Below are 15,489 nucleotides of genomic sequence, written 5' to 3'. Positions count from 1 at the left end.
TTATACCTCTTGACGGGAAGACACGAAGGAAAAGGCTTGTCAGGAGCCCGAGGGCTGTTTTTCTTTGGCTAGCTTGTCGAGAACACCATTTATAAAACCGGCCGAATCGGCGTCGCAAAAATCTTTGGCCAGTTCCACCGCCTCGTCCACCGCTACGGCGCCGGGGATGGTGGCGTCGAACAATATTTCGTAGGTCCCCAGGCGAAGAATGGCCCGCTCCATATATCCTAACCGGGCAAACTCCCAGTTCACAAGCAACGGCCCGATCTTCGCGTCTATCTCATCAATCCGGGAGACCACGCCGGTAACCATGGAACTTACGAACTCCATCTGGGCGGATTCAGGATTTTCGGTGGCGAAATATTCCGCTACGGCCTTGCCGGGATCCTTCTCCCGCACCATGTCCAGCTGGTACAGGATGGCGACAGCCGCCTCGCGGGATTTGTGACGGGCGCCCACTTGCTAAAGCTTCTTCAACAGGCTGGCCATCTCCAGGGCCGAAAGCGCCGCCTCGAACCCTTTATTGCCGGATTTTGTCCCGGCCCGTTCGATACCCTGTTCGATGGTTTCCACCGTCAGCACGCCGAAGGAGATGGGCACGCCCGTTTCCAGCATGGCCTGGGCAACGCCTTTGGTAACCTCGGAGGAGATGTGTTGATAATGGGACGTTGCGCCCCTGATGACCGCCCCAAGGGCGATGACTGCGTTATATTTGCCCGAGGCGGCCATTTTCTTCACGGCCAGGGGAAGCTCGAAAGCGCCCGGGGTTTTGGCCACGGTGATGTCCCCATCCTTCACGCCGTGCCGCACCAAACAGTCCAACGCCCCCTCCAGCAACCTGCCGGTGATGAAATCGTTGAACCTGCTGACAGCTACGCCTATTTTCAGCCCCGAACCCTCAAGAACGCCTTCGATTGTGTTAGCCATATTCCCTCTATAATTTTATCTTTGCGCAGGCTACGCGGCCCAACGGACTATTTCAACCTCAGCGCCATTTTTACTGGCGGCCTCGGCCAAGTTGATTCTTACTCTACCAGCCGCTACACGTCCTGGATCTTCTTTATGTCCAGCAGATGCCCCAGCTTGGACTGTTTCACCGTAAGATAACGGATGTTGCTCTCCTTGGGCTCGCACAGCAACGGCACCCGCTCCACCACCGAAAGCCCGTACCCGTCCAGCCCCACTATCTTGCGGGGATTGTTGGTGATAAGCCTCAGCTCGTGGGCGCCCAGGTCCCGTAGCACCTGCGCGCCAAGGCCGTAGTCCCGCAGGTCGGCCTTGAAGCCCAGATGATGGTTGGCCTCCACCGTGTCCCTTCCCTCGTCCTGCAGGGCATAAGCCTTCAGCTTGTTCACAAGCCCTATGCCGCGCCCTTCCTGGAAGAGGTACAACAGCACGCCACGCCCTTCTTTAGCTATCATGCTCATGGCCTGGTCCAGCTGTTCGCCGCAATCGCACCGTTCGGAGCCGAACACGTCGCCGGTGAGGCACTGTGAATGCACCCTCGTAAGGCAGGGGCCGCCAACCGTAATATCCCCCATGACCAGCGCCAGTATAACCTCGCCGTTTATCACGTTGTCGTAAGCGATGGCGCGGAACATGCCATGCCGGGTGGGAAGCTTCGTCTCCACAGCCCGTTGCACGAAATGCTCGTTGCGGATGCGGTGTTCCACGATGTCCTTGACGGTGATTATTTTAAGGTCGTGCTTTTTGGCGAACTCTATCAGGTCTGGGACGCGGGCCATCTGGCCGTCGTCTTTCATGATCTCGCATATAACCGCCGCCGGGGTAAGCCCCGCGATCTTGCACATGTCCACCGAACCCTCGGTTTGCCCCACGCGAACCAGCGTGCCGCCCTCCCGCGCGCGAAGGGGGAACACGTGGCCCGGCCGGGCCAGGTCGTCCGCGCCGGTCTTGGGGTCTATCGCTGTTTTTATTGTCACGTACCGGTCATGGGCCGATATGCCCGTGGTTACCCCACGTTTGGCCTCTATGGATACGGTGAACCCCGTACCGAATGAAGAGGTGTTGTCCCTCACCATCAGAGGCAGGTTAAGCTCGTCGCAACGCTGGCCTGTCATGGCCAGGCATATAAGCCCACGCCCCTCTTTGGCCATGAAGTTGACGGCCTCGGGCGTTACCATCTCCGCGGCCAAAACCAGGTCTCCCTCATTTTCCCTGTCCTCGTCGTCTATCATGATGATCATGCGCCCCTGGCGCAGGTCTTCAACGGCGGACTCGACGGTGTTGAATTTTCTGGAACCGGATGTGTCTGTCATTGTGTTTTACTGTAAAGACTGCCGCTAGTTACTACTTTAAAAACCCGTGGCGGGCCAGGAACTCCTCGCTTATTTCACCGCCCGAGGGCCCGCTTTTTCCGGCGCCGTGGAAGGCGGACATAAAATTTTCCACGTACTTTCCTATCATATCATATTCAATGTTCACCCGCCCCCCGGGCCGCAGGCCTGGAAGTATCGTTGCGCTCCAAGTGTGGGGTATCACCGCAACGGTCACGGAACGCTCCTTTTTTTGGGCCACGGTCAGGCTAATGCCCGATATGGCTATGGAGCCTTTTTCTATTACGTATTTCATCCCTTCGGCGGGAAGCTCCACCTCCACCTCGTAGCCCTGCCCGGAGGGCGAAGCGGAAACCAGCGCGCCCACGGCGTCCACATGGCCGGAAACAAGATGCCCACCCAGCCGGTCCCCCATGCGCATGGCCCGTTCCAGGTTAACGGCGTTTCCCGGTTTGGCGGCGCCCAGGGAGGTCCTGCTCAAAGTCTCCACCGACACGTCGAAGGACAGGGTCTGCCCCCGGGCCGATGTAACGGTCAGGCAAACCCCGTCCACGGCCACTGATTCGCCGATCACAGGTTCGGGCACGAACCCGCCCGCGTCCACCTCCAGGCTGAAATCTTCCGCCCGCCGAATTATGGAGGTTATCCGGCCCGTGCCTGCCACTATGCCTGTGAACATTTATTTGTCCACCAGCGCGTCCACCATCAGGTCGTCGCCCACTATGTTTATAACCACGTCTTTCAGATGCCAGGCGTCGGCCATCTTATTTACCCCCTGCCCGGCCACCACGCAATTGTCGCCACCGGCTATTTTCATGGCCACAAAGAAAATGACGCGGTCCACCAGCCCCAGTTCCATGGCCGCTCCCGCCAGCCTGCCGCCCCCTTCCAGCAGGACGCTCATCACGTTCCTCCTGCCCAACTCTTCCATCAGCCAGCGTAAATCCACATGGCCGCCCCGTTCAGTAGCCGTCAACACGTCCACCCCGGAACTGGTGAAAGCCTCCACCCGTTCAGACGGGGCTTTCATTGTGGCGGCCACAAGGGTTGGGGTCTTTTTGGCGGTGGCCACCACGAAGGACTCCGGGGATATCCTCAACGACCCGTCCACCACCACCCTCAAAGGATTTCTGCGGGGGGTTCCGTAACGGACGGTAAGTTGGGGATCGTCGGCGATAACGGTGTACGCCCCCACCAGCACCGCGTCCCGCTCGTTGCGCATTCGGTGGGCAAGCTTTCGCGACTTTTCGCAACTTATCCATTTGGAGTCGCCCGATTTGGTGGCGATTTTCCCGTCCAGCGTAATGGCGGATTTTAGCGTTACGAAAGGAAGCCCCGTGGTGGAATGCTTCGCGAAATCCTCTATCATCCGCTGGCAGTCTTCCTCAAGCGCCCCCACCCGCACCTCCACACCGGCTTTTTTCAACCGGGCCGTTCCCTTCACGCCGGGTTTTGGCGATGGGTCTTTGGCCCCGATGACCACCGTGGATATCCCGGCTTTCAGGATGGCGTCCACACAGGGAGGGGTTTTCCCGTGATGGTTGCATGGCTCCAGCGTCACATACAAAGTGGATCCCTTGGTGGAGCCTTTGCATGATTCTATAGCCGCCACTTCCGCATGGGCCGTCCCGGCCTTCTTATGCCATCCCTCGCCTATTATCTTGCCCTTTTTGACAATTACCGCCCCAACCGCCGGATTCGGCGAGGTGCGGCCTTTACCCCGGGCGGCCAGTTCAAGCGCCCGGCCCATCCAAAACTCGTCTTGCTCTTCGTTTTTCATATTAATTTCACCTAATGGCGTGAATATATATATTATCCCCATAGGCCAGCGGGGCACAACGCCAAGTTGGCGGGCTCAAAGCGGAGGTTGGCGAACCCCGGGGCCTATGATAACGTAACTCAAAAATAACGTCCGGGGCCTATTGTCGGCCCGCATTTAATGGAGAGCGGATTGGGTATCCACATTAAGACGCTGATAGTGGACGACAACCCCGCGGACTCGGCCCTGCTGACAAGATACCTTGCGGATTCCCAGGTTGGCTCCATCGAAGCCATGGCCGTGGCTACCGGAGATGAGGCGTTGGAATCCATCAAGGGAGGGGATCCGGATGTGGTGTTCCTGGACTACCTTCTTGGCGGCGAAACCGGGATAGACGTGATGCGCCGCCTGAAGCAGGCCGGAAGCCGCGCGGCGTTCATATTGCTCACGGGCATGGGGGGTGAGCGGGCCGCGGTGGAGGCGCTGAGGGAGGGCGCCCACGACTACATCACAAAATACGAGCTGAACCAGGAAATACTGGACCACGCCATTTTGCACGTGGCCGACCTTAAAACGGCCGAGCAGGAACGGGCCAGGCTGAACACCGCCATAGAGCAGGCGGCGGAAATGATAATCATCACCGACGCCGATGGCATAATCCAATACGTAAACCCGGCGTTCGAAAAAATAACCGGCTATTCCCGGAACGATATAATCGGCCAGAATCCCCGGATAATGAAAAGCGGTTATCACGACAAGGCCTTCTATGACGAGATGTGGAGGACAATCCTGAGCGGGGGAACCTGGCGCTCCAGGTTCATAAACAAGAAGAAGGACGGGACTTTATACGAGGAGGACGCCACCATCTCCCCGGTTTTCGGGCGGGAGGGGGAAATCGCCAATTTCGTGGCCGTCAAGAGGGACATAACCCATGAGGCCACCCTGATAAAAGCCAAGGAATATTTCACCTCCATCACATCACACGAGCTTCGCACGCCGCTGACCATGCTGGGGCTGGTGCGGATATTCCTGAACAGCCTGGACGACGAGATCCCGGCTAAAGACAAGGTGGGCCAGATAAGGACCGTGCTGGACGAGTCTTGCGCCCGGCTTGAAAGAATCGCCACCGCCACGGCCCTGCTTTCGGAAATGAGCCTGACCAGCCCCAAAGACCCGAAAGAAAACGCCCTCCTGTATTTCGAGCTTATCTCCAGCGTGCAGATGGCCGGACACATGATCGAAAAGGACCAGCGGCGGCTTTCCCTGGGGCTTGAAATGGCGGGCCTGCCCAAGGAAATCCGGGTGCGGGGCGAAGGGGTGATGATCCGCAAGGTGATAGACGAACTCATCTCCAACGCCATAAAGTACACCCCCGACAGCAAAAAGATCACGGTGCGCTCTTTCATGCGGGGCGACTGGGCCATAGTGGAAATAACAGACGAGGGCATAGGCCTGCCCGCAGGAAAGGTTACCGAGATATTCGAGCCCTATTTCTCCCTGGAAGACGCGCGCCATCATTCCAGCGGGCGCTATAAATACCTGGGGGGCGGTATAGGGCTGGGGCTTACCATCGCCAGGATGATAACCGAACATTACGGCGGCACGATAAACATAGACAGTTCCGGTGAGAATCGCGGCACAAAGGTAACGCTGGCCTACCCGTTATCGGCGGGCCAATGACTTGGAGGCATTGAGCGCCATATCATTCCGGCCGTCAGGGAAGGATCACAAGTTCGATTTCTAAATATCCCGCTCCCGGAAATTTCAAACTGGCACATCACCGGAAATTGGTAGTGTCTCAGTTTGAAAGTGCAGGGGAGATTCTTCACTTACGCTCAGAATGACAATATAAGAGCCGTTGATAACATTGTCATCCTGAGCGAAGCGCAAGCGAAGTGAAGGATCTGTCTGTTATTTGAGATTCAAACTGGCACATCACCGGAAATTAGTTAGAATGCGTTATAACCCGTTCCGTCATATAATTGAATGACCGCTTGTAAGCCCGGTTTCAGGAGGTAAAAGTGAGGAAATTTAACGGCTGTCTGGCGGCCTTGGCGGTTTCCGCCATTCTCCTTTTCCCGGCGCCGTCAGTTTACGCTCATGGCGGAGAACGTCATGAAGCGGCCCCTCCCGCGCAAGCTTCCATCCCAAGCGGCCGGGAACGCCTTGCGGTGATCAACGAGCGCTACATCAAGGAAGTGAAGCCGATCTTCAAAAGGCATTGCTTCGATTGCCACTCCAAGATGACGGTTTACCCCTGGTACTACGCAATTCCCGGCGCCGGCTGGCTTATAGACCGTGATATCCGCAAGGCGCGCGAGCATATGGACATGAGCGCCGATTTTCCGTTCAAGAGCCACTCCACCCCGCTGAAGGATCTGGAGGCGATAGAGAAGGCTATGAACGAGGGGACTATGCCGCCGTGGCGCTACCGGATCATGCACACCGACGCGCCATTGGGCGATACGGAAAAGGCGATAACGCTCCGCTGGGCCGCCGAAAGCAGGAAGCTCCTTACCGCCGCCCCCTGATGAATCCGCTCGGCGGCGCCAAACATAATAGTGGCGGTGGCGGTTTGTTTAAACCGCCCGTTTCGCCTGGCGTCCGCCCCGGCCCTGGGGCTTGTCGTGGATGGTGAACCGCTCGTCCAGCGGCACGAAAAGGTCCGCCGCGTCTTTTATCATGTCCGACGCGGTCTCCGGATAGCTCCACACCTCCACCTTGCACCCGCGGTTCTTCAGGTACCATATCAGCGGCATGTAGTCCTTGTCGCCACCCACCAGAATCACCACGTCCAGCTTTTCCGAAAGGGTGACGGCGTCTATGGTCAGCCAGGCGTCGGCGTTCTTGATTGGCTGTTTTATCTCGCCGCCCAGTCCTGTCCAGAACTTTTTAAACTCCTCGCTGATGGTTTTATGGATGGGTTTGTAATAGATGATGCGGGTGACTTCCCTATTCCCCATTTCCTCTATGAGCATGGCATAGTTGGTCCTTCCGCCGAATATGTTGTAGCCCGAAAGCTCCACGTTCTCGGCGTCTATGAAAATCCCGACCTTCTGATAAATTAAATTGGCCATCAGGTATGGAACCTTTCCTTTTGTTTATGGCGCCCTGAGGCGCGGTTTAAACGCTATATAAATAAAATGCCCCGCTATGTTTCCTGGGGCAGGTTCAAGTATTCGGTCATATTTTCCGATATTTAATAATAATACATTAAACATCGGAATAACCATAGTTGAGACGCGGGTAGCGTTTTATTATGGAAACGGCGTTAGCCTGCGATTAAGATTAATGAACCGCCGTACGCCACGGGAATCCGGCGGCGGTATAAAACGACTTGGGGGAGAAGGTTTCAAGATATCAATCATGGCTGGCGATTTTAACATTCTTGTCACAGCCGCCTCACGCCGGGTGGCAATGATCCGGGGATTCAAACGGGCGATGTCGGCCCTTGGAGTGTCCGGCCAGATACAGGTGACCGATTCGGACCGGCTGTCCCCCGGCCTGCGATTCGCCGACAAGTTCCACATTGTCCCCCTTTCCACCTCCCGTGACTACATCCCCACGATACTGGACATCTGCCGCAAGGAGGGCATCGGCATGGTGGTGCCCACCATAGACGAGGAGCTTCCGGCCTTCGGCAGGCGCAAGAAGGATTTTTCCGACGCGGGCGTGATACCGCTGGTGTGCGACGAAAAGGTGGGGCGCATCTGTACCGACAAATACAACACCTCGCTATTTTTCAGCGAGAACGGTTTTCCCTTCGCCCACACCATATTGCCCGACCAGCTGGATTATTCAAAAGTGTCCTATCCCCTTTTCATCAAGCCGAGGATGGGCCGGGGCTCCATTGGCGCCCATCAGGTGCGCAACGAGACCGAACTGCGGTTTTTCGTGAATTATGTAAAGGATCCCGTGGTGCAAAATTACCTCTCCGGCGAGGAATTCACCGTGGACGTGCTGGCCGGGCTGGATGGAAGAATACTGTCAATAGTACCCCGGGAACGGATAGTCATCCGCTCCGGAGTGTCCGACCGGGGCAGGACAAGGAATAACAGCGCCATAATAAACCTGTGCAAGGAAATCTGCGAAAAGCTCAAAATCTGCGGCCCTGTAAACATGCAGTGCAAGTCGGACAACGGCAATATAACCTTTTTCGAGATCAACCCCAGGTTCTCCGGCGCAATCCAGCTTACGGTGGCCGCCGGGGCGGATTTTTTCCAGATGATAATCCGGGAAGCGTTGGGGGAAAGGCCCGAACCGGCCATCGGCCAGTTCAAGGACAACTTCCTGATGATGAGCTACGAGGAGAGCCTTTTCGAGGCCAACGGGTTCAAGAAGATAAGCGAGCAAAAAGCCGAACCCGTTTTGCCGGGGCCTTCTTCAACCAAGCCCTAAAATCTCTTTGGCCATTCTTACGGCATCTTCCCGCGAAGACAGCCTGCCATCCAGCTGGGCCCCGTAAATATCCCTTAACGCCTCGCCCAGCCGCCGCGACGGCGCCACTCCCATAGCCATAATGTCTTCCCCGTTAAGCAAGGGTTTAATGCCGGAAATTTCCCCTATGTACCTGGTGACCGCGTTAGTGACCCGGCTGTCTTTGGATTTGGCCGCGAAATACAGTAACGCCTCCTCTTTCTGCTCTCCGAAAATCCGGTGGAGGGTGGATGGCGGCGGCTCTTTCCACAGGTCTGGCTCGTCAAAGGCGAGTTTTGCGAACCTGCGGCACTCCATGGACTCTTTCAACACCTTGGCGGCGGGCCTGAAACTGGTCACCATCTCCATTATGTGGTTTTCCTCCAGCCCGTCCAGCAGGGCCAGGAGCCGGGCGAACCAAGGCCTCACCGGCCTGCGGGGAAACGCCAGGGCCATCCAGGTGAGCAGGTCTTCTACATTGTCGAAAACCCTTTCAGATTCCGGAGTTAGGGTAAGGGATGGATGGATGAAACGGAGCAGGCCAAGCTCTTTCATCCGCCGGGCCGCCCCCACCGGGCGCCGCTCGTTGAGTATGGCCTTAATCTCGGAGAACAGCCTGGCCCCCGAAAGCCTGTTAAAAAGCTCGTGCCGCACGGCGTTTTTTAGCAGAGTGAGGGTTTGCCTGCCGATGGAGAACCCGAACCGGCTCTCGAACCGCACGGCGCGGAAGGCCCGGGTGGGGTCTTCCACGAAACTCAGATTGTGGAGCACGCGGATGACCCTGTCTTTCAAGTCCGCCTGGCCGCCGAAAAAATCCAGCAACATGTTGGGCCTTGCGCCGTTCAGCCTGATGGCCATGGCGTTTATGGAGAAGTCGCGCCGGTACAGGTCGTTCCTTATGGCGCTCATCTCCACTATTGGAAGCGCCGCCGGATGGGTGTAATATTCCAGCCTGGCGGTGGCCACATCTATCTTCAATCCGTCGCTGGTGACCACCACGGCGGTCTTGAACTTTTCATGGATCCGGGCACGGCCCAAAAGCCTTGCGGCCAGTTTCTTGGCGAAATCAGCGCCGTCCCCTTCCACCACCACGTCCATGTCCATATTGGGGATTCTCAACAACAGGTCCCTCACGCATCCCCCGGCAAGGTAGGCCACATAGTTGTTCTTGTTGGCCACATCGGCGATGACGTTCAACAGCCGCGCCAGGGGCGCTGGCATCCTGTCTCTTAAAAGGCCGCTCACGTCGCGCATGGCCGGTTGCGCCCGGGCCACCCCGGTGGCGTAAACCCTGTTGCTCACCGCCTCGCCGTACAGCCTGCCCAGCACCTGCCCGCGGCATAACAGCCCCACCAGCGCCCCGCTCTCCCTGTCCACAACCGGGGCCTGTTTCTGACGGCTACCCAGCATGATGTCTTCCACCACGTGGGCGGGGGTGTCCGGATGCACGGTGGCGAACTCGGTTATCATCAGCTCTTCCACCGGATGCGACGCCATGCCATGGTGGATGGCCTTCTCAACGATTTGTCTCGTTATTAGCCCCGCCACCCGCTTGTGGTCCATCACCGGCATCCCGTTAATGTCGTACCGGGTCATCAGTTTCCCGGCTTCCTCTATGGAGTCGCCGCTTTTTACGGTTATCACCCGCTCCACCATCATGTCCGACGCGAAGTTGGCCTGCGCCATGGCGTCCCGGACGGCTTCCCAAACCTTTTCCGCCGCCTGGTGGATTGTGAGGTCCTTAATAGTGGCCGACGCCGCCGTGGGATGCCCCCCGCCGCCCAGATACCCGGCCACGGCCCCTGCGTTAATCTCTTTCACCCTGCTCCGGGCCACCAGGTGTATGCGCCCCTCCATTTGAACGAGGATGAAGAGGGAGTTTACGCTCTCTATGTCCATTATCTTGTGGGCCAGCGCGGCGATGTCGCCGATGTGCCGTTCCACGCTGGCGGCGGCCACAGCCACAGCCTGGCCGCCTATGCGCCGGGCCTCCAGGTTCTTCAAAAGGTTGTTTAGCGTGTCCACCTGCTCGGCGGTAAGCTCGCGCCGCATGTAGTCGGACACCATGTTCAGGTCCGCCCCCTGTTTCAACAACCACCCTGCGGCCTCGTAATCCTCAAACCGGGTGGAGGGGAAACTTAAGGAACCGGTGTCCTCGTATATCCCCAGCATCAGCAGGGTGGCTTCCATGGGGGTTACTGATATGCCCCTTTTCCGGAGAATCTCCACCATGATGGTGGTGGTGGAGCCCCGCTCAAGGATGGTGGGGCGCATGTTTGGCAGGTCCGGTTTTGAAAATGGGTGATGGTCATAAATGTGGAACTCCACATCGTCCCGCTCCGCCAGCTCATCCAATGGCCCCAGCTTCACCCGCCCGGCGGCGTCCACCATTACCACAACCTTAACCTGTTTCAAGTCCAGGTTCTTGTGGCGCAGTATGGGCAGGTGGTAATCGGCGTGGGCCAGAAAGTCGCGCACGTTTTTTTCCTGGGCTCCGGGGAAGAATACGAACGCGTCCGGGTAAAGTTTCAGCGCGGCGGCCATGGATGCCACGCAGTCGAAATCGGCGTTCTGGTGGGTGGTGACGATTATCAAGTAAAGCCCCTTCCCGGTAATATCTCTTCCACTAACAATTTTAACCGGCTGGCGGCTGGCGGGAACAGTTTATTCCGGTTTTCTGGTTTTTCGCTTGTGCAGGAGTTTGGAGTGCTTGATCCTGCGCTCCACGGCCACGAAACCGCGAACGCCAAAATAACCACCCACGCCCAGGACGACCCCTAATACCAGCGAGCCAACCACTATAGCCAACCCCAGGTCGGAAACTATTTCGCGGATGTTGGACATGTTTATGTCCATGGTGAAAGGCGGCAAAGGCGCGGACCCCATGAATGTGAGTATCCACTCTCCGATCTTATATTCAGCGTAAAGCACCGCCGGGGTGGTAAGCGGATTCGTGAGAAGACAGGCGGCCAGCGCTATGGGCAGGTTGCCGGGGATAATGAGGACTAGCAGGGCCGCCACTACCCATTGGAATCCCATGGTCGGGGACACCGACACAAACAGCCCCAGCCCCAGGCCCCGGGCCAGCGGCTCCGGCTTGAAACTCCACAAGTCCCGCCGCAGAAGCGTGGAGCCGAAAAAGCGGAATATGGCGCTGTTCTCCACATGGCCTGTGGTTGGAAGCCTTTTCTTTAACCGCGCCTTGACAAGCTCGTACCTGTCGTGAGCGGCGTACCATTTCTCGCGCCATGTCATTAATGCAACTTCTCCATGCCAAACCCGGGCGTTTATAAAACCTGCCCGGCCGCCGGACAGGTTTTCAATATCATCATTATACAGCCCCGAAGAGAATAGCCCCGGGCGCGCAGTCAGCGCAAGTTGTTGACTTGCGGCCCCCGCCCACTAAAATGACCAGATGCGCATTGGAATCGACGCCCGCAAAATATACGACACCGGCATAGGACGGCACATTTCAAACCTCGTGGACAACCTTCTGGAGGTTGATGGCGGCCATCATTACGTCCTGTTCGTGACCCCGGAAGATTTTGACCGGCTGGCCTATCCAGAAGAGCGCGTCACTAAAATAATTGAGCCCGCCCCGAAATACTCCCTAAAAGAGCATTGGACTCTGGCCCGGAACGCGGACGGGCAACGGCTGGACATTTTCCACGCTCCCCATTATGTCCTGCCTTATTTCATGAAAACCCCAGCCGTGGTCACCGTCCACGACGCAATCCATGTCATTGACCCTTCTTACGGATTCGCCGCAAGAACCTACGCGCGCGTAATGATAGGCTCCGCGGTGAAACGGGCGCGGGCGGTGATCACCGTCTCGCAACGGACGAAAGAGGATTTGGTCGAATTGTTCGAGGCGAGGGGAGACAAAATCCGGGTTATCCCTAACGGTGGAGGAGGCGATTTTACCAGACCGCCGGAGCCGGTGATTATTTCCACGCTGAGCCAGATGGGCATACAGCCAGGCTATTTCCTTTTCGTAGGCTCCGACCGGCCCCACAAAAATCAAAAAGCCGTAGCGGAAGTTTTGAACAGGTTGGATAATTCGTTCCGGTTCGCCATCGCTGGCAGGACGCGGCCGGAGGCGCGGAAAATTTTTGAAAAGTTCGGATCGCGGGTAACGTTTGTGGACTTTGTGGATAAAACCCGGATGGCCGCTCTTTATTCCGGGGCCGCGGCCCTTTTGTTTCCCTCATACCATGAAGGATTCGGCCTGCCACCGCTGGAGGCCATGGCCTGCGGAACGCCGGTAGTGGCCTCGAACCGCTCCTCCATCCCGGAAGTGGTGGGGGACGCCGCTGTTCTGGTGGATCCGGACGATTATGAGTCCATGGCCTATCAACTGCGGGAGATCGCCATGGACAACCGTTACCGCGCGGAACTTGCGCGGAAAGGACATGAGCGGGTGAAAATCTTCTCCTGGCGCAAAATGGCCGAGGCCACGCTGGAAGTTTACGAGGCGGCTGTACGATGAAAGTGGCGCTGGTTCACGATTGGCTCACCGGCATGCGCGGCGGCGAGAACGTGCTGGAGATATTCTGCCGCATGTTCCCGGAGGCGGACCTATACACCCTCCTTCACGTTAAAGGCTCCGTGTCGAAGACCATCGAGAACCGGCGGATTTACACCTCGTTCCTTCAAAACATGCCCGCCGTGGAGAAAAAGTACAGGTGGTATTTGCCCCTGATGCCCTCCGCTATCGAGTCGTTCAAGCTGGAAGGGTACGACATGGTTCTGTCCTCCAGCCATTGCGTGGCGAAGGGCATCAAACCCGGCGGCGCGCCCCATCTTTGCTACTGTTTCACCCCCATGCGTTACGCGTGGGACATGTACCCCCAATATTTCAATCCAAACCGGTTCTCCCCTCCCACCCTTTGGGCCATAGCCTCGGTGATGCCGTATCTTCGCCGATGGGATGTGAGAACCGCCGGGCGCGTTAAAAAATTCGTGGCCATTTCCCATCATGTGAGGGAACGGATAAAACGATGGTATGGGGCCGAGGCGGATGTTATTTACCCGCCGGTGGATGTGGAATTTTACACTCCCGGAAACGGGGAGCGGGGCGGCGAATACCTTATGGTCTCCGCGTTCGCGCCATATAAAAGAGTTGATTTGGCCATCGAGGCTTTCAACGCCAATCGAAAACCTCTCCGGATAGTGGGCTCCGGGGAAGACGGGGCGCGTCTGCGGAAAATGGCCGGGCCGAACATAGTTTTCGAATCCGGAGCCAGCCGTGAACGCCTGCGGGAACTATATAGGGCCGCCAAAGCCCTGGTGTATCCCGGCGAGGAGGATTTCGGCATAATCCCCGTGGAGGCCATGGCCTGCGGCGCGCCGGTGGTGGCCTATGGCCGTGGCGGCCAGGCTGAAACGGTTACCCCGCTGGATAATCCCGATGGCAGAAACCCCACCGGCGTGTTCTTCCTTGAGCAGACGGTGGATGGGCTTGAAGAGGCGTTGGAAACTTTCGAAGAAGAGTTCTCATCTTTTATTGCAGGAGCATGCAGAAAATCGTCGGAGCGGTTTTCCTCGCTGGAATTCAAAAACAGCTTCATGGACGCTATTAAGGATTTCATGAAACAACATGGCGTTGATCATGTGGATTTTCCGTTTTGAATTTACAGCCCGAAGAAGAATAGGTAAAATTTTACTATCATGGAATGGATCGGTGAAATGAGCGCTCATGACTGGATAACTATTATCGCTATAATAGCCGCTCCAATTCTGGCGATACAAGCAGAATCAATCATTCAACGGAAGAGAGAAAAAAAACAGCGCAAGATAGATATATTCACCACTTTAATGGCTACAAGGGCAACGCCGCTATCTCAAGAACATGTTGAAGCATTAAATAAAATTGATATCGAATATTACGATAATTCATCTGTCAGAGAGCTATGGAAGGCATTGCTTGATTGCTATGCAAATTTCCCCCAAAACCAATCCATGCCAAATTTTCAAAACCTTTTGGATACGAAAAGAGAGGAAGCAAAAGACAGGTTATCTGATTTGCTTTATGAAATGGCGAAAACGCTCGGATATAAATTTGATAAGGTTCATTTAAAAAGAGCCGCATATTTGCCCAGAGGACATTTCGAGGAAACTTTCGAAAAGAATTTGATACGAAAAGGAATTTTGGGGTTGCTAGGCTCCATTATTAAAGAGAAATCCATTCCAGTTTCCGTTGCAAACAGGAAAGATAAAACCGGGGTTTAAGCTACATTAAGCCGAGTCAATGATGGTGAGCTTCACAATAAATATCAGGAAAAGCTAAAGTCGCCATGACCGTTCGCAAGGAAAACGCATTAAGAATTGTCCGGGATCTGCGCGGCAAACTGTTCAGCGTGTACGGTGGGCGGTTGAAAGGTGTTTATCTTTACGGCTCCCATGCGCGGGATGAGGCTACGGAAGATTCCGATATTGATGTGGCAATCGTTTTAACTGGTGCTTTGAACCGGTCTGATGAAGCCAGACGGGTAAACAGTTTGCTTTCGGACTTATGTCTCAGGGAAAACACGCTTATATCGGCGCTCTTTATTTCCGAGGAAGAATGGGCAAACCATCCATTCGCCATCCATAGGAGCATCTTTAGAGACGGGATAGCGGCGTGAGCGAGGAAACGAAAAATCATCTTACAAGAGCTGACGAACTGCTGGCCGTAGCGGAAGAAAACCTCCACAACAACCATCCGGCAGACAGCGTAAGCCGCGCTTATTACGCCATGTTCCATGCCGCCACTGCCGTACTGTTGATGGAAGGAATTGAGAGATCTTCGCACAAAGGCATTATCAGCGCGTTCGGGGAAACATTTATCAAGAGCGGCCGCCTAGAAAAACGGTTTCATGAATATTTCCGGGCGGCCTTCGACGCAAGGGCATTCTCCGATTATTTTCCTTCCCCTCCTGTACAAACCAGTCAGGCGGAAGAAACGCTCTCTAATGCAAAGGCCTTTGTAGCGGCATGCAGGGCTTTATGAAAGAGTGGCAGGGCTAACTAGTCCTT

The 15,489-nt window shown here is 56.1% G+C and carries 16 protein-coding genes; 8 read left to right on the top strand and 8 right to left on the bottom strand.

Annotated features, from left to right (window positions below; genetic code table 11):
• Positions 1-39 precede the first annotated feature (39 nt).
• The 5 genes from nusB to ribD all read right to left on the bottom strand — a co-directional run bounded on the left by nusB (position 40) and on the right by ribD (position 4,077).
• On the bottom strand, positions 40-459 hold the full coding sequence (gene nusB / locus HY751_13315) for a transcription antitermination factor NusB (protein ID MBI4667377.1): 420 nt from the start codon (positions 457-459) through the stop codon (positions 40-42).
• A gap of 3 nt (positions 460-462) precedes the next feature.
• On the bottom strand, positions 463-927 hold the full coding sequence (locus HY751_13310; GenBank protein ID MBI4667376.1) for a 6,7-dimethyl-8-ribityllumazine synthase: 465 nt from the start codon (positions 925-927) through the stop codon (positions 463-465).
• 113 nt (positions 928-1,040) lie between these two features.
• On the bottom strand, positions 1,041-2,279 hold the full coding sequence (locus tag HY751_13305) for a bifunctional 3,4-dihydroxy-2-butanone-4-phosphate synthase/GTP cyclohydrolase II (protein ID MBI4667375.1): 1,239 nt from the start codon (positions 2,277-2,279) through the stop codon (positions 1,041-1,043).
• A 31-nt stretch (positions 2,280-2,310) separates the two neighbouring features.
• Positions 2,311-2,976 carry a riboflavin synthase gene (locus HY751_13300; protein ID MBI4667374.1) on the bottom strand — a complete coding sequence of 222 codons (666 nt, stop codon included), beginning with the start codon at positions 2,974-2,976 and terminating at the stop codon, positions 2,311-2,313.
• On the bottom strand, positions 2,977-4,077 hold the full coding sequence (gene ribD / locus HY751_13295) for a bifunctional diaminohydroxyphosphoribosylaminopyrimidine deaminase/5-amino-6-(5-phosphoribosylamino)uracil reductase RibD (GenBank protein MBI4667373.1): 1,101 nt from the start codon (positions 4,075-4,077) through the stop codon (positions 2,977-2,979).
• A gap of 171 nt (positions 4,078-4,248) precedes the next feature.
• Between ribD and HY751_13290 the strand changes: the two genes are divergently transcribed.
• Together HY751_13290 and HY751_13285 are read left to right on the top strand one after the other, a co-directional pair.
• Entirely contained in the window at positions 4,249-5,736 is a 1,488-nt protein-coding gene (locus tag HY751_13290) for a PAS domain S-box protein (GenBank protein MBI4667372.1), read from the top strand.
• A 341-nt stretch (positions 5,737-6,077) separates the two neighbouring features.
• On the top strand, positions 6,078-6,587 hold the full coding sequence (locus HY751_13285) for a heme-binding domain-containing protein (GenBank protein ID MBI4667371.1): 510 nt from the start codon (positions 6,078-6,080) through the stop codon (positions 6,585-6,587).
• A gap of 48 nt (positions 6,588-6,635) precedes the next feature.
• Here HY751_13285 and HY751_13280 read toward each other — a convergent pair whose 3' ends face one another.
• Positions 6,636-7,133, bottom strand: a complete 498-nt coding sequence (locus HY751_13280) for an NYN domain-containing protein (GenBank protein MBI4667370.1) — start codon at positions 7,131-7,133, stop codon at positions 6,636-6,638.
• 289 nt (positions 7,134-7,422) lie between these two features.
• Between HY751_13280 and HY751_13275 the strand changes: the two genes are divergently transcribed.
• A complete protein-coding gene (locus HY751_13275) occupies positions 7,423-8,454 on the top strand; it encodes an ATP-grasp domain-containing protein (protein MBI4667369.1) in 1,032 nt (343 codons plus the stop codon).
• Here HY751_13275 and HY751_13270 read toward each other — a convergent pair.
• Positions 8,440-11,067, bottom strand: coding sequence for a CBS domain-containing protein (locus HY751_13270; GenBank protein ID MBI4667368.1), 2,628 nt, complete (start codon positions 11,065-11,067; stop codon positions 8,440-8,442). The genes HY751_13275 and HY751_13270 overlap by 15 nt on opposite strands.
• A 69-nt stretch (positions 11,068-11,136) precedes the next feature.
• Positions 11,137-11,727: a DUF2062 domain-containing protein gene (locus tag HY751_13265; protein MBI4667367.1), complete on the bottom strand. Its 591-nt coding sequence runs from the start codon at positions 11,725-11,727 to the stop codon at positions 11,137-11,139.
• 160 nt (positions 11,728-11,887) lie between these two features.
• Between HY751_13265 and HY751_13260 the strand changes: the two genes are divergently transcribed.
• The 5 genes from HY751_13260 (at position 11,888) to HY751_13240 (ending at position 15,463) form a co-directional block, all read left to right on the top strand.
• Positions 11,888-12,961, top strand: a complete 1,074-nt coding sequence (locus HY751_13260) for a glycosyltransferase family 4 protein (GenBank protein MBI4667366.1) — start codon at positions 11,888-11,890, stop codon at positions 12,959-12,961.
• Complete coding sequence (locus tag HY751_13255) at positions 12,958-14,103, top strand: glycosyltransferase (protein MBI4667365.1); 1,146 nt, start codon at positions 12,958-12,960, stop codon at positions 14,101-14,103. The genes HY751_13260 and HY751_13255 overlap by 4 nt, the downstream gene beginning before the upstream one ends.
• Before the next feature lie 39 nt (positions 14,104-14,142).
• Positions 14,143-14,703: a hypothetical protein gene (locus tag HY751_13250; protein ID MBI4667364.1), complete on the top strand. Its 561-nt coding sequence runs from the start codon at positions 14,143-14,145 to the stop codon at positions 14,701-14,703.
• A gap of 65 nt (positions 14,704-14,768) precedes the next feature.
• Positions 14,769-15,098, top strand: coding sequence for a nucleotidyltransferase domain-containing protein (locus tag HY751_13245; GenBank protein ID MBI4667363.1), 330 nt, complete (start codon positions 14,769-14,771; stop codon positions 15,096-15,098).
• Positions 15,095-15,463, top strand: coding sequence for a HEPN domain-containing protein (locus tag HY751_13240; protein MBI4667362.1), 369 nt, complete (start codon positions 15,095-15,097; stop codon positions 15,461-15,463). Before HY751_13245 ends, HY751_13240 begins: the two co-directional genes overlap by 4 nt.
• The last annotated feature ends 26 nt before the right edge of the window (positions 15,464-15,489 follow it).

This window comes from Nitrospinota bacterium (assembly GCA_016208975.1).
GTDB lineage: Bacteria > Nitrospinota_A > UBA7883 > UBA7883 > JACRLM01 > JACQXA01.
This window is presented reverse-complemented; position numbering and strand designations above follow the sequence as displayed.

Bases quoted from the DNA above. Each gene is read 5' to 3' on its own strand.
- HY751_13310 (MBI4667376.1), bottom strand. From the start codon at position 927: ATGGCTAACACAATCGAAGGCGTTCTTGAGGGTTCGGGGCTGAAAATA.
- HY751_13305 (MBI4667375.1), bottom strand. From the start codon at position 2,279: ATGACAGACACATCCGGTTCCAGAAAATTCAACACCGTCGAGTCCGCC.
- HY751_13300 (MBI4667374.1), bottom strand. From the start codon at position 2,976: ATGTTCACAGGCATAGTGGCAGGCACGGGCCGGATAACCTCCATAATT.
- ribD (MBI4667373.1), bottom strand. From the start codon at position 4,077: ATGAAAAACGAAGAGCAAGACGAGTTTTGGATGGGCCGGGCGCTTGAA.
- HY751_13280 (MBI4667370.1), bottom strand. From the start codon at position 7,133: ATGGCCAATTTAATTTATCAGAAGGTCGGGATTTTCATAGACGCCGAG.
- HY751_13275 (MBI4667369.1), top strand. From the start codon at position 7,423: ATGGCTGGCGATTTTAACATTCTTGTCACAGCCGCCTCACGCCGGGTG.
- HY751_13265 (MBI4667367.1), bottom strand. From the start codon at position 11,727: ATGACATGGCGCGAGAAATGGTACGCCGCTCACGACAGGTACGAGCTT.
- HY751_13260 (MBI4667366.1), top strand. From the start codon at position 11,888: ATGCGCATTGGAATCGACGCCCGCAAAATATACGACACCGGCATAGGA.
- HY751_13255 (MBI4667365.1), top strand. From the start codon at position 12,958: ATGAAAGTGGCGCTGGTTCACGATTGGCTCACCGGCATGCGCGGCGGC.
- HY751_13250 (MBI4667364.1), top strand. From the start codon at position 14,143: ATGGAATGGATCGGTGAAATGAGCGCTCATGACTGGATAACTATTATC.
- HY751_13245 (MBI4667363.1), top strand. From the start codon at position 14,769: ATGACCGTTCGCAAGGAAAACGCATTAAGAATTGTCCGGGATCTGCGC.